Origin of the sequence: Acinetobacter lwoffii, from assembly GCF_049367455.1 — a bacterium.
Taxonomy (GTDB): Bacteria; Pseudomonadota; Gammaproteobacteria; order Pseudomonadales; family Moraxellaceae; genus Acinetobacter; species Acinetobacter lwoffii_W.
The window spans coordinates 598,521-613,602 of the sequence record NZ_JBMPXW010000001.1 but is presented as its reverse complement, the minus strand read 5'-3'; the positions used below and the strand labels follow the sequence as shown (position 1 = coordinate 613,602).

The following is a 15,082-nucleotide window of genomic DNA, read 5'->3' as shown; positions in this document are numbered from 1 at the left end:
GAACGATAAAAAAACGCGACTCATCGCAGCATATCAAAAAGGATAATAAGATGAGCTATAGCATTTCCCTGAAGCTTCAACCCGAAACCCATCAGCGCTTTAAAGACCTTCATTCCAGATTAAATGCCGGCGAGCGAGACAGTCTTGCCAGACCCTTAGGTGAAAATCTGGCCGATATGGCCTGTGAAATTATTGACCAGATTTTTGGTCAGGTGGTGCAGCTGGCCAATTCACCGGACAGTGATTCCGAAAAAGTGATTCAGCAGATTATGCATAACACCCGTAAATATATGCCGTGGTCGGTTTCGTTGTTTGGCAATGAGCGGCTGATGCCTATGGTGAACTATTTGCATCGCATGACCTATGAGTATCAAGGTAATGCTTTTGTCCGTTATCCGGTAGAAAAATTGCTGGTGATGGAACTGCTCGGCTGTATTGACCAGATGAAAAATGGTAATCACCAATATGTATCACCCGCTTTAAAAGCCTTTACTCAGGTGGTCGATCAAGGGGTGACGCATTTAATCCGTGAACCGAAAAAAATGTTGAAATTTAATGTCGTGGTCGATAAAACCTTGAATGGGGTGATTCATTTAACCACCCAGTTAGGCTATAAACGTTTTGACAAGCTCGGTAGCATCTATGATGCCGATACGATGAGTTATTATTTTGAGCATTTGCTGGCATTTCTGGAAGATGAAATGCCGTACCATATTCATTAAAACAAGGGAAAGAGGATTTCATGGCGAAAGTTGAAGACTTAAATGGAAAAGTGGTCTGGATTACCGGCGCATCTTCAGGGATTGGCAAGGCGATTGCCCAGCAATGTGCTGCACTTGGGGCACAGGTGGTACTGACTGCACGTCGGCATGAAGAACTGGAAAATGTTCGCCAAAGTCTCACCAATCCAGATCAGCATATTTCAGTTATTGCCGATATCACGGATGAAAGTCAGGTCCGTCATGCCTATGAACAGGTTTTGCAACAAAAAGGCCGGATCGACTGGCTGATTAATAATGCAGGTTTAAGCCAACGTGCCCTGATTCAGGACACTACCATGCAGACTGAACGTGCCATTATGGAAGTCGATTATTTCTCTCAGGTGTTTCTCACCAAAATGGTATTGCCTACCTTTCTGGCACAAAAATCAGGTCGTATCGTGTTTATTTCCAGTGTGGCAGGTTTGCTCGGCACTCAGTATCGTGCATCCTATTCCGCGGCTAAAGCAGCGATTCATATGTGGGCCAACAGTTTACGTGCTGAAGTTACTGATCAGGGTGTGCAGGTTTCAGTGATATTCCCGGGCTTTGTTCAAACCAATGTCTCGTTTAATGCTTTAAATGGGGAAGGCAAACCGCAAGCCAAGCAGGATGAAGCGATTGAAAATGGTCTGTCAGCAGAAGATTTTGCCCGTCAAAGCGTACAAGCCTTGCAGTGCGGTGAAGAATATATTGTGATTGGCGGCAAGAAAGAAAAACTCGGCGTGCTGGTTTCGCGTATTTCACCAAAAGTTCTGTACAAAATGATTCGCAAAACCAAGGTCAAATAATTTAAAGCCTGATCAAATTCAGGCAATTTTCTCTTGAGCAAATTGAACCTGATTACGGCCCATCTGTTTGGCCTGATACATGGCATGATCGGCCGCTAAAGTGGCTTCTTTAATCTGATTAGGATGATTGAAGAAGCTGACCCCGATACTGATAGTCAGGTAAATAAGCTGCTGTTCATGATGTAATGGGGTTTCTTCAAGCTGCAGCCGGATCCGTTCAGCAATTTTAAAGGCGGCATCCTTTTGAATATCATGCAAGACAAGCAGAAACTCTTCACCACCAATCCGTGAAACCTGATCTTTACTGCGAATGTTAGCTTTAAATATCTGACTGATATGTTGTAAAACCAGATCACCGACCTGATGTCCATAACGATCATTAACGGCTTTGAAATGATCTAGATCTGCCATCAAAACTGCATGCTGCAAGGCAGGATTGGGATCTATTTTTTGAATATAGGCTTCAAAGCCACGACGGTTTAATAATCCGGTCAGTGGGTCATGATGGCGCTCCCGTTGCAACTTTCGCACCAGATCCAAAATTGCACAACCAATGAATAAACCTAAAAAGATCAGATCAATCAGCAGCAGGAGCAGCTGCGTGAATGCCCATGCGGGTTCGTAATGGGCGACAAATCCCTGATCCTCAAGTAAAACAGAGAACAGTAAGGCACGCCCCATGATGATAAACACGGTCGCAAAGGTAAAAATTTTCAGGTAACTGTCGATACGTAAGCGTGTACTTGTCCGAATAAAGGCAATCGGGCGGTGCAAATAAATTGCCGCAGTAATGATACCAATAATCAGTAAACGGGCAGTCTGGTCAGCAGTCACTTGGGTAAAGTAGTAAATGCCAAACGCACCCAAGGCAATCAGGTTAATATAGTTTGGCCATGCATAGTCGATTTTTAAACGCTCATAAATGGCTTTGCTGTGAAAGGTACAGGACAAGAAGTAAAGAGCAGCAATTAAACTGGATATTTCCACCAAAACTGATGCCGATAAAACGGTATTAAGTAATATCGTCATGCCAATCAGAATCAGTGCATAAGCATAAGATCTTAAATAATTAGGTAAGCCTTTATAATAGGAAATACTCAGCGTGATGATCCCCAGGCTCGACATGATGCTGGGCACGAGTAGACTGTAAAAATTCAAATCCGGGATCAGCATGTTAGATTATAATGTGAGCAGGTGTGTGAATAATATCATTTATTGCGATGAAAAATATAAATAAAATTGACAATCAAACTGATCGAAATGGCCTATAGAACTGCTTGATATTTTATAAAAATCAAAAAAATAATATCAAAATGCCCCTCACGCCTGATGATCATTGAGCTGAAAAGACATTTGTTTTAGTTCAAATCAATGGACGTATTTATAAAATGCTACCAATTTGGACTTGTAGTTTTATCCTGAAAATTTAAGGTGGAAACAGGATAAAAATATAAAGGATCTATCTGAATGAAAACCCCGGTGCCTGATTATCTCCAGCATGTATTAACGGTTTGTCAGGATAATGATCAGGGCGCTTTGGCTGATTATATCCCTGAACTGGCAGCGGTAGATCCGAACAGGTTCGCTTTAGCGCTGACCACGGTGGATGGCACGATCTATTCCACGGGAGATGATGAAACCGAATTTACCATGCAGTCGATGTCCAAGCCTTTTGCCTATGCCTTGGCATTGCAGCATTTGGGGATTAGCGCTGTACTGGAAAAGGTCGGCGTTGAACCTTCAGGGGAGGCTTTTAATCAGATTTCACTGGATAAAGAAACCAATCTTCCTAAAAATCCAATGATCAACTCGGGTGCGATCACTACACATTCTTTGATTCCTGTACAAAAAGGGATTTCTCGTGCGGAATGCTTGCGCCGTTTTTTAAGTGAGCTGGCAGGCCGTCAACTGGAATTCGACAAGCAGGTATATAAGTCTGAAGTCAAAACTGCATTCCGGAACCTGTCGATTGGTTACATGCTGCGTACTGTAGGTGTGCTGGATTCGGATCCTGTCGAAATGGTCAATGGATATATCAAGCAATGTGCGATTAAAGTGACGGTCAAAGATCTGGCAAATATCTGTAGTGTGCTCGCCAATGGTGGTGTTCAGGCCAAAACTGGCAAACAGTTGTTAGAACGTGATGTAGTACGTCAAGTGCTCAGCGTGATGATGACCTGTGGCATGTATGATGCGGCGGGTGACTGGCTGACGACGGTCGGAATTCCTGCCAAAAGTGGTGTATCTGGCGGAATTATCGGGGTATTGCCTGGGCAAGTGGGAATTGTAGTTTTTTCTCCTAAAATTGATGAGCATGGGCATAGTGTGCGTGGTGTGGATATCTTCGAGCGTTTGTCGCGGGACATGGGCTTGCATCTGATGGAAGGGACGCCATCGGCACAGACCATTTTGCAAAGTCGTTATATGGCAGGTAAGAACAATGACATTGTCGTGTATGAGCTGCGCGGCGTGTTGCAATTTACCGAGTCGGAAATGTTGCTGCGGATCTTGCAGGATGAGCCAGACGCTAAAACACGTATAGTCATAGACCTGACCAATTTGACTCTGATTCATGATGTGGGTGCACGTATGTTATTTGAAGGGGTCAAACGTTTACAAGCAGCTGGACACAAAGTGGTGGTCATTGATTCAGAAGGTGTATTGAGTGAGGAACAGGTGAAAGGCAATAAGCGGGTAGTAGTGACAGAAGAACTAGAGCGCTATTTGGACAAGTTTCATTAAGCCACATCCATAGGAATGAGTATGCCTTTCATTACTTGCGCTTTAAAACTTGCTCAGTAAAGGAAATGAAATATAAAAAAGCCCCGAACAGTATCGAGGCTCTTTTCAAATCTTGCAAAGCTTATTTAATATGTTCTGCAATATCTGTAAAGATTACACTTAAGCCATGTGCACCTGCATCCGGATAGCCCAAGCTACGGTCACCGACAGTTCCGGCACGTCCCATACGTGCCACGATATCTTTGGTCGATTCCGCACCTTTTACCGCAGCCGGGCTTTGTTGCACAAAGATTTGAAATGCAAAGCGCCCCTAATTGAGCCAAATTTAAGGCGTAACTTGGGTAAGTGGTCGACCTAATTCCGTAAATCTGTTAAGGACTGCCACACGTGTATGAATCTCATTGACTTGGCTTTGAAAGCTCCTTGCACTCAGTTTATCGCCCAATAATTTAATGCAATGCATCTTGGTTTCTACCAAACTTCGCCGATGATAACCTGACCATTTTTTCCATAGTGTCCTGCCTAAACGTTTAACTGTTCGAAGTAATTCATTTCGTTCTAGCGAGCTACTCTTTGTATCTTTCCATGGTTTCGCATTTTTTCTAGGTGGAATCACCGCATGCGCTTGCCGATCTGCAATGACCTGACGGCATTGCTTGGTGTCATAAGCTCCATCGGTATAAACAGAGTCAATCCGCTCATCTTGTGGAATCTGATTAAGTAAATCACCAAGCACCTGTGAATCACTGACATTATTGGTTGTAAGCTGAACTGCTCGTATTTGCAGGGTTTTGGCATCTATACCAATATGTAGTTTACGCCATTGGCGACGATATTCAGGTCCATGTTTCTTGCGCTTCCATTCGCCCTCACCTAGAAACTTCATGCCTGTAGAGTCCATGAGTAGATGCAGCCCATCGCTACTTTTTTGGTAGCTGATTGCAATATCAATATGCTTTTGTCTTCTACAAAGCGTGGTGTAATCTGGAGCTATCCAATTTAATCCGCAAAGTTTAATCAGACTTTGCACAAAGCCAGTAACCATACGTAAAGACAGACGAAATAAGGATTTAATCATTAAGCAGCATTGGATGGCTGCGTCGGAGTAGGTTTGATTTCGCCCTTGTTTGCCTTTTGATGGCGCATACCATTGCGTAGCAGGATCAAACCAAATGGCAATATTTCCGCGACTCATGAGTGCTCGGTTATATGCGGGCCAATTGGTTGTGCGGTAGATTTTGTGTGTAGGCTTCTTCATTTGAAAATTATATCGCTGAAAAAGCCTTTACAGATAGGTTTGTGCAACAAAGCCATTTGATACGCGAAAGTCCCTCTTTCTTAAATAGGGATTTAGGGAGATTAAAAATCTAAAAACAAAAAAATCCCCTCAATCGAGGTAATGCCAGTCAGTTAAGCAGACATTAGAAAAATGTAGTAAAAATGAGTGTATGCCAATACGCTCATTTTTTTTATGACTTTATCTGAAAATTTAGATTGCACCCTTCAACATTCTTTGCCTTCACTCAGCCATTTCAGTGAACTCATTGATTTAAACTGGATTAAAGAAAGCCTACATCAAACAGGTAAGGCTTCTATCAGGAGAAGAAAATTACCTGCCGAACATGTGGTATGGCTGGTAATTGGGCTTGCCCTATTTCGAGATCAACCGATCGGGTATGTCGTAGAGCAACTAAAACTTGTGTTTGGTACAACAGAATATTGTGTCCCCAGTGCAGCAGTGCAAGCACGACAACGTTTAGGACGAGAGCCCTTGAATACCTTGTTTTCTCTACTCAGCCAAGCCTGGTTTGAAGAATCCCAACAGCAATACTCAAACTTTCATGGCCTTAGTGTATGTGCTGTTGACGGGGTGGTTTGGTCTATGCCTTATACAGACGAGAATTTTGAACACTTTGGCTCATCTAAGGGTAAAACCGCTGCAGCCCCTTATCCACAAGTGAGAGCAACCTGCCTGGTAAATACCAGCACCCATGAAATCATTGATGCCCAAATAGGTAGCATGGATCAGGGTGAACTTACACTGGCAAATCGATTATGTCCTCCATCGCATAGTATTACCTTGTTTGATCGAGCCTATTTCTCTGCTGATTTCTTGATTGACTGGCAAACACGAGTAGAAGCCAGTCATTGGTTAATGAGAGCAAAAGATAATTTACGCTATGAGATCATTAAACGTAATTCCCCGCATGACTTTCAAATCAAAATGCCTCTTTCAGCTAGAGCCAGGAAGCTAAATCCATCATTAGGAGAATATTGGGAAGCGCGTTTGATTGAAGTTGAGCAGGCAGGGAAAATTAGACGTTATATCACTTCATTAATGGATTCAAAGGCATATCCACTGATAGGCTTGGCGAAGCTTTATGCCCAGCGCTGGGAAATAGAAATGTGTTACCGAGAAATCAAAAGTGATTTACAGGAAGGTAAGCATTTGAGGAGCAAGCAACCTGATTTAATTTATCAAGAATTATGGGGGGTCTTCATTGCCTATAATATTCTAAGAAGACAAATGAAACATATGGCTCAACGTGCAAAAGTCAGTCCTTTGAGAATCAGCTTTCATATTGCCTCTATCAGCATCCTGAATATATTAAGATTTGATTCTTTAGACTCCGCAGGGAATTTACCTAAACATCTAGAAAGTTTACTGGAGAAATCGAGGAGGTATGTTTTGCCTGAGAGAAGGGTTAGAAGTTGCCCACGAGTTGTGAAAGGAAAACCGCAGAAATACCCAAGAAAATGCCAGTCAATTTCTTAACTGACTGGCATTACCTCAATCGAGGGGTTTTTTTATATCGAAACTAGAGAATTCTTAAACCACAGAATCATCCAAATTCGGCGCTAACCAACGTTTCGCTTCATCCAAGGTCCAGCCTTTACGCTTCGCATAATCTTCCAACTGGTCGCCAGAGATTTTACCCACGTTAAAATATTCAGTTTCAGGGTTTGCATAATAGAAACCACTGACTGATGAAGGTGGCCACATCGCAAAACTTGTTGTTAAGTACGTACCAATCTTGTCGGTTGTACCTAACCAGTCAAACAATGGCGCTTTTTCAGAATGCTCCGGACAAGCAGGGTAGCCCGGTGCAGGCGAATGCCGACATATTTCTCTTTGATCAAATCATCATTTGAAAGCTGTTCGTCTGCTTGGTAGCCCCAGAACTCTTTACGAATACGCTCATGTAAGTGCTCTGCAAATGCTTCTGCAAAACGGTCACCCAAGGCTTGAACCATAATCGCGTTATAGTCATCACCTTTGGCTTTGTATTCTTGCGAAAGTTCTTCGGCACCGAAGATCGACACGGTAAAGCCGCCCAAGTAATCCTGAGCGACATCTTTCGGTGCAACAAAGTCTGCCAGAGAGTAGTTCGCTTTACCCGTCACTTTGTCAGACTGCTGACGTAAGTGTTCGAAGCTGTGAGTTACATTGCCTGTTTCATCCACAACCGCAACTGTATCTGCGGCTACACGGTTTGCAGGATAAATGCTGAACGTCGCACGCGCATCGAAACGTTTATTCTCGATGATGTCTTTCAGCATTGCTTGCGCTTGTTCATACAAATCACGCGCTGCTTCACCCACCACTTCATCTTCAAGGATTTTCGGGAATTTACCCGCCAGGCTCCATGAAATAAAGAACGGCGTCCAGTCAAAATATTCCACCAAAGTTTCAAGCGGATAATTTGTGAAAGTTTCAGATCCGATGAAGTTTGGTTTAACCGGTGCATTCTTGTCGAAGTCGATCTTGAAGCCGTTTTCAACTGAATCTTGATAAGACAATTTCGCCGCTTTCGGTTGCTTGTTAGCAAGACGGGTACGAATTTTTTCATAATCCGCTGCATAGTCAGCCAAAAGTTTTGGTTTCATCTCAGGAGAGAGCAACTGTGTTGCTACACCCACGGCACGTGATGCATCTGCGGTATAAAGCACGCCATCATTATGATATTGCGGTGAGATTTTCACTGCGGTATGCGCTTTAGAAGTCGTCGCACCACCAATCATCAGTGGAATGTTAAAGCCTTTACGTTGCATTTCTTTGGCAACAAACACCATTTCATCCAATGACGGCGTGATCAGACCAGACAAACCGATGATATCAACTTTTTCATCAATCGCAGTTTGTAGAATCTTTTCGCATGGCACCATCACGCCAAGGTCAACGATGTCATAACCGTTACAGCCTAATACCACACCCACGATATTTTTGCCGATATCGTGTACATCGCCTTTCACCGTAGCCAGCAGGATTTTACCTTTGGCCTCAGCTTGGGTTTTCTCGGCCTCAATGAACGGGTTCAACCACGCCACAGCCTGTTTCATCACACGCGCAGATTTCACCACTTGCGGCAAGAACATTTTACCGGCACCGAACAGGTCGCCGACTACGTTCATACCCGCCATCAATGGACCTTCGATCACATCGAGTGGGCGTGTAGAGTTTAAACGTGCTTCTTCGGTATCTTGGTCGATATAAGTCGTGATGCCTTTTACCAACGCATATTCAAGACGTTTTTCAACAGACTCATTACGCCATTCCAGATTTTCTTCGGCTTTTTGCGTACCACTTTGACCACGGTATTTTTCAGCAACAGCAAGCAGTTTTTCGGTTGCTTCCTGACCACTTTCACCCTGGTTCTGGTTTAATACAACATCTTCAACCGCTTCTTTCAATTCTTTATCGATGTCATCGTAAATCGCCATCTGACCGGCATTTACAATACCCATAGTCATGCCTTGCTGAATAGCATGGTACAGGAACACCGAGTGAATCGCTTCACGCACCGGTTCGTTACCACGGAACGAGAACGATACGTTGGATACACCACCAGAAATCATCGCATTTGGCAGGTTCTGTTTAATCCAGCCAGTCGCTTCAATAAAGTCCACACCATAGTTGTTGTGTTCTTCAATACCGGTTGCAATCGCAAAGACGTTCGGGTCAAAGATAATATCTTCAGACGGGAAACCCACTTCATTCACCAGAACATCATATGAACGTTTGCAGATTTCTTTTTTGCGCGTAGCTGTATCGGCCTGACCATCTTCATCAAATGCCATCACGATGACCGCGGCACCATATTGACGGCAGAGGCGGGCACGTTCGACAAACTCGTCATGACCTTCTTTCAGGGAAATCGAGTTCACCACGGCTTTGCCTTGCACACATTTCAGGCCCGCTTCGATAATCTCCCATTTAGAAGAATCCAGCATGATTGGCACACGTGAAATATCCGGCTCAGAAGCAATCAGATTCAGGAAATGCACCATCGCACCTTGTGAATCGAGCATGCCTTCATCCATGTTGATGTCGATGATCTGCGCACCGGCTTCAACCTGTTGACGGGCAACATCAAGTGCTTCGGCGAAGTTTTCTTCACGAATCAGACGCAGGAATTTTTTCGAACCGGTGACGTTGGTACGTTCACCGACGTTCACAAACAGTGAATCTTTGGTGATGTTAAATGGCTCTAAACCGCTTAAACGACAGGCAGGTTCAATTTCAGGAATTTGACGAGGGGTAATGCCTGCAACAGCATTTGCAATCGCGCGGATATGATCCGGCGTAGTACCACAGCAACCACCGGTAATATTAATTAAGCCACTTTCTGCAAATTCTTTAATAAAGGCTGCAGTTTCTTCCGGCGTTTCATCATATCCACCGAAGGCATTCGGCAAGCCAGCGTTTGGATGTGCTGAAACAAAGGTATTGGCAACGTCAGACACGGTTTTAACGTGTGGACGCATCGCATCTGCACCTAGGGCACAGTTAAAGCCGATAGAAAGTGGCTCTGCATGGCGCATCGAGTTCCAGAAGGCTTCAGCGGTTTGACCAGTCAATGTACGACCTGATGCATCCGTGATCGTACCTGAAATCATGATTGGCAATTCATAGCCCAATTCTTTAAAGACTTCTTTCACTGCAAAAATTGCGGCCTTGGCATTCAAGGTATCGAACACGGTTTCGATCAGGATGATGTCTGCACCACCTTCGATCAAGGCTTTGGTTGATTCAATATAGTCAACTTTGAGCGCATCAAAAGTGATGTTACGGAACGCCGGGTCATTCACGTTTGGAGAAATAGAGGTGGTACGCGATGTCGGACCAATCACACCTGCCACAAAGCGTGGTTTTTCAGGCGTTGAATATTTGGCACAGGCTTCTTTGGCCAGACGCGCTGCTTCACGGTTAATCTCGGGAACCAGATCTTCCATGTGGTAATCCGACATTGAAACGCGGGTACCGTTAAAGGTGTTGGTTTCAATAATGTCGGCGCCAGCTTCCAAGTAAGCTTCATGAATGCCTTGAATGATTTGTGGCTGAGTCAGCACCAGCAAATCATTATTACCTTTGAGATCATAGGCCCAGTCAGCAAAACGCTCACCACGATAATCGGCTTCTTCCAGTTTATGGCGCTGGATCATGGTACCCATCGCACCATCGATAATTAAAATTCTTTTGGCAAGAAGTTCTTTTAAAGTGGTAAGTGTAGACATTCAAACTTTCTCAGCAGAAATCAAAAAAAACGATGCTAATCTTAGCAGATTAGTTGGCTGATTTCTGCTGGCATTGCTCAGAATGATGGATAAGCATGATATGAAAATTTGATAAGTCATCTAGACAAACAACAAGTTTTAAAATCCGGATCAGAAAATATTGCAATCTCGAATCTGATTCGATGTCTTTGAGGCAGTAAACAAAATCAAAAAATTAAGCTGATGCTTTCATTCATGAAATTGTCATATTGATGGCTTATGCTGTGCAAATGAAACTTTTGCTCAGCTTGATGACAGGCAGGGTTTGACTCGTTTTGGTAGCAAAATATGTGCGGTTGCTAAGCTTAAATAAGCTGGAATCTTATCTTAAGTAAGTGATTTATAAAATCTAAATAGACTGATTTGGTAGGAATTAAACAGGAAGAGCAGCAGCAAGAAAATCCAAATAATTGCTTCATATGACAGCAGTTTGTCATATAATTGTCACAATTTAACTGAACAATATGGGGATTCTTGAATCCTCTATTCCTGCTTGCATGAATCCTAATCAAACTCCCATAGATTCAGCACACGGGTCGGCTTCCCAAAAGTCGACCAATGTTCATGTGCCAACACCGAAATTCTTTATGCCGGTGTTCCTGACTCTTATTATCACTACGCTGATTTATATCGGCTTCCAGTTGTCTGCAGATTTAGCGCATGTACCGGCCTTAGGCTTGTATTCAGTTATTTTGTTAGCGACGGCACTTTTTATTGCGTTGAGCTTTGAGTTCGTCAATGGCTTCCACGATACCGCCAATGCAGTTGCCACGGTCATTTATACCAACGCACTTTCTGCTCCCGTCGCAGTGATGTGGGCCGGCTTCTGTAACTTCCTTGGAGTTATGGTGGCCAGTGGTGCGGTCGCTTACGGCATTATTGCGTTATTGCCGGTCGAGCTGATCATGAATGTCGGCTCCGGAGCAGGCTTTGCCATGGTCTTTGCCATGCTGATCGCAGCAATTCTCTGGAATCTGGGAACCTGGTTTCTCGGTATTCCGGCATCCAGTTCACATACCCTGATCGGTTCGATTCTGGGTGTTGGCATCATGAACTATATTCTGAATGCCGGTACTGGCGCTTCAGGTATAGACATGGAGCAGGTGATGAAAGTCGGTAAGGCGCTGTTATTCTCGCCTTTAATCGGTTTTGCATTTGCTGCGATTGTGTTCTTGCTGGTGAAAAAAATCTTCAAGCGTCAACTGGAACTGTTCCAGCCACCTGAAGGTAACAAGCCACCGCCACCATTGATTCGTGCCATGCTGATCTTTACCTGTACTGGGGTAAGCTTTGCCCACGGTTCAAATGACGGTCAAAAAGGTATGGGCCTGATCATGCTGATTCTGATCGGCTGTGTGCCTTTGGCGTACTCGCTGAACAAAAATCTGGATGCACAACATATTCAGTCTTTTGGCCAGTTATCTGCACAAACTGCGGATGTGATCTATCCAAATCATCAGGATATTCCGGATGAAAAAGCCCGTGATGTCATCACCAAGTACATTCAGACCAAGGAAATTACCCCTGAAGTCGTGCCTGCCTTGGCAAGTTTGACGGATCATCTGGGTGAAAAAGTTGGTAGCTATACCAGTATTAAGGATGTTCCTGAAGCTCAAGTGTCTGAATTTCGCAACGACATGTACCTGAGCACCACAGCATTTAAACGTCTGGATAAAGCAGAAGCTTTACCAACAATGAGTGCTGCACAGGAAAAAACAGTAGATGAATACCGTGACAATCTGGATTCATTCCTGCAATACATCCCGACCTGGGTGAAAGTGGCGACAGCCTTGGCACTTGGTCTGGGTACGATGGTCGGCTGGAAGCGTATTGTCGTGACTGTCGGGGAGCGTATTGGTAAACAGCATATGACTTATGGTCAGGGTATGTCTGCCGAACTTGTTGCGATGTCAACCATTGCGGCAGCAGATGGCTTTGGTATGCCGGTATCCACTACCCATGTATTGAACTCTGCAGTAGCAGGTACCATGGTGGCGAACAAGTCAGGTCTGAACTTCCAGATGGTGAAAACCATTCTGTCTGCCTGGGTCTTTACCTTGCCAGCAACGATCTGTCTGTCAGGCGGTTTGTATTGGGTACTTTTAAAAGTGTTCTAAGTTATTTAGACATAAAAAAAGCTGCTCTAGAGCAGCTTTTTTTATGGGTGATTTTTACTTCTCCCTAACCCTCACTTGCGCTTCGTTTTAAAAGTGGTGCTTTAAAACTTGCTCAGGAGAGGGGACTACATTAATTATTCAAATAAAGAAAATTTAAATTAAATAGTATTCATTTTATTAGAAAACGATATTTTTAGATGTTTGCTACTACTAATTTGAATCCATTGGGAAAGCTCCCTCTCCCTTTGGGAGAGGGCTGGGGTGAGGGGATAAACATTAGACTTCTTGCGTTAGTCAAAATTTAAACAGCCCAAAGCTACATTTTATAAGGTTTTAGCCAATTCAAAAATTAGGTAAAACGATACTTTCGCAAGAGGTCTATTAAATAAAAGTTTATCTAACGTAGAAGAAGTCTCGAAAGAAGAAAATAAATTACTTCTTCAACTTACTCAACAATCCCTTCGGCAACTTCTCTGTTGCAAAACCGTACAGCGCAGCAAAAGGCAGTGCGGTACGCGCCAGATAAGCGACTCGCCACAAACCACCATGATTCGCGCCATGCATCATCAATTCAAGCGGATGGTTGAGTTTTACTTCAGGATTGGCCACTGATTCTGGATTACGCAGGTCATGAATCCATAGTGCCGCCATAATCGCATTGGTGGTTTCAGGCGCGAAAGCTTCAACATCAAACAGGCTGGCGCCATTGAACGCGGCTTTAAGCAGCGGATTCTTGGTCACAGAATAGGTGGTCGTCGAAGGGGCAATATTGATACTGACCCGCTGCCCTTGAGCGCGAGCCAAGGTGGCACGCCATTGCTGGATACGTTTTGCCAGCGCATAGTTCGGGCCTTGTTCAACCACCAGGCAGTCACAGATACCATAAGCCTGATCACCAGACTGAATCAGTTCATGCGCATTTTTCTGGAAAAAGTGTTTGCGGCTTAAAGTGGAAACACCTTTGGAGATGATTGCTTGTGTCTTGGAGCGTTCAGTATATTTTACTTTTGACGCTTCAATCACTTCACTCGGAACCGCATAAACATCGGTCGGCGTACACATGTACATCAGGCTGGTATTAGCTTTTTGCTGGCTGACATGCTGCATGATGGCATCCATCGCCATGGAGACCCGAACATGCTTTTCACCATCCAGATAGGCAATTGCAGCCAGATCCAGATCCTGCTCGAACTGTAATAACCATTTGGCAATTTCAGGAATCTGGGTCAGCAAATTCGCCCCCAGTTTTTCTTTTAAAATATCAAGTGAAGTATCAGCAGGCAGGTCTTCAGTACATGGCGCATACAGCGTGGCATTGCCTTGGTTGATGGTATCAACAATCTTGCCCCATACACGGGTATTCGGCAGATCAATCGCTACAATATTGGCTTTCCATTTCGCCAGCCAGGTCAAAGGGCCGGCTTCAGATGCTGCACCAAACAGCACCGTGGTTCGATCTGACAGGTCAAACCATTCAGGATGCACGACACATTCACGTAGGGCATTGGCATGACTGGTTTCCACGATGCCTTGGCTTTCCCAGCGTTCAATCTGCTCCAGTAAGGCATCACCTTGCAGCTTTTGACCCTGGTAAGGCACATACCATTCTGGTGGCGATTTGCTATGACCTGTCAGCTTGAAGGTATGCAACTGACCCGCGGGCAGAGTTAAAGCATCTTGTAATACATACTTTTGACCATCACGGTAAAATTCAAAAGTCTGATGTGCTTTTGCCAATCCATCTTCAGCAATTTTCAAGCTGGCTTCAGGAGAACTCAGTCCCTGTTCGACCAGTTGCTTAAAATGTACTGTGTAGTGTTTGCGCCAGTTTTTTTCTGATTGTGCCTGTTGAGAACTGCGTGAATCGACATTGGCTAAGGCTGCTGCGATGATCGCGCGTCCTGCTTTAGAGCTACTTGGTTTTTGTTGCTGAGACTGAAGAGGAAATTGAAGACCGTCTGGTGTAGTGGACATGCAAAATATCTCGAGAATGACAATAATTAATATACAGATGTATACATTATCGCTGCAAAATTCAGTCCAAGATTGGCATTAAGTGACATCATGACTTTCTAATATATTACTAGATGTTTCAAACAAATAAGAGAGCAGCAGCTCT

8 protein-coding genes and 2 pseudogenes are annotated in these 15,082 nt (G+C 44.1%); 5 read left to right on the top strand and 5 right to left on the bottom strand.

The annotated features are described in order from the left end of the window. Positions 1-50 precede the first annotated feature (50 nt). The gene (locus ACO1B7_RS03040; RefSeq protein ID WP_004279391.1) at positions 51-722 is read left to right on the top strand and encodes a hypothetical protein; all 672 of its coding nucleotides are present in this window, start codon (positions 51-53) and stop codon (positions 720-722) included. A gap of 20 nt (positions 723-742) precedes the next feature. Beyond that, positions 743-1,549 carry an SDR family oxidoreductase gene (locus ACO1B7_RS03035; protein WP_004279392.1) on the top strand — a complete coding sequence of 269 codons (807 nt, stop codon included), beginning with the start codon at positions 743-745 and terminating at the stop codon, positions 1,547-1,549. An 18-nt stretch (positions 1,550-1,567) separates the two neighbouring features. On the opposite strand, the gene ACO1B7_RS03030 is transcribed toward ACO1B7_RS03035, so the two are convergent. Further along, positions 1,568-2,674 carry a GGDEF domain-containing protein gene (locus tag ACO1B7_RS03030; RefSeq protein ID WP_423089804.1) on the bottom strand — a complete coding sequence of 369 codons (1,107 nt, stop codon included), beginning with the start codon at positions 2,672-2,674 and terminating at the stop codon, positions 1,568-1,570. Between the two features lie 342 nt (positions 2,675-3,016). On the opposite strand from ACO1B7_RS03030, the gene ACO1B7_RS03025 reads away from it, so the two are divergent. Next, positions 3,017-4,291: a glutaminase gene (locus ACO1B7_RS03025; RefSeq protein ID WP_004279394.1), complete on the top strand. Its 1,275-nt coding sequence runs from the start codon at positions 3,017-3,019 to the stop codon at positions 4,289-4,291. Positions 4,292-4,412: 121 nt separating this feature from the next. On the opposite strand, the pseudogene ACO1B7_RS03020 reads toward ACO1B7_RS03025, so the two are convergent. Further along, positions 4,413-4,580 (bottom strand): annotated as a pseudogene (locus tag ACO1B7_RS03020) (DAK2 domain-containing protein); the annotation flags it as partial. A 36-nt stretch (positions 4,581-4,616) separates the two neighbouring features. Beyond that, complete coding sequence (locus tag ACO1B7_RS03015; protein ID WP_338840945.1) at positions 4,617-5,549, bottom strand: IS5 family transposase; 933 nt, start codon at positions 5,547-5,549, stop codon at positions 4,617-4,619. Positions 5,550-5,762: 213 nt separating this feature from the next. Between ACO1B7_RS03015 and ACO1B7_RS03010 the strand changes: the two genes are divergently transcribed. After that, a complete protein-coding gene (locus tag ACO1B7_RS03010; protein WP_005104965.1) occupies positions 5,763-7,067 on the top strand; it encodes an IS4 family transposase in 1,305 nt (434 codons plus the stop codon). Between the two features lie 54 nt (positions 7,068-7,121). Here the strand turns inward: ACO1B7_RS03010 and metH are convergent. Continuing rightward, positions 7,122-10,807 (bottom strand): annotated as a pseudogene (metH, locus tag ACO1B7_RS03005) (methionine synthase). Between the two features lie 536 nt (positions 10,808-11,343). On the opposite strand from metH, the gene ACO1B7_RS03000 reads away from it, so the two are divergent. After that, positions 11,344-12,963 (top strand): inorganic phosphate transporter, encoded by a 1,620-nt coding sequence (locus ACO1B7_RS03000; RefSeq protein WP_004279397.1) that lies wholly within the window; start codon positions 11,344-11,346, stop codon positions 12,961-12,963. A 432-nt stretch (positions 12,964-13,395) separates the two neighbouring features. Here the strand turns inward: ACO1B7_RS03000 and ACO1B7_RS02995 are convergent, their stop codons facing one another. Then, positions 13,396-14,937 (bottom strand): hypothetical protein, encoded by a 1,542-nt coding sequence (locus ACO1B7_RS02995; protein ID WP_004279398.1) that lies wholly within the window; start codon positions 14,935-14,937, stop codon positions 13,396-13,398. Positions 14,938-15,082 lie beyond the last annotated feature (145 nt).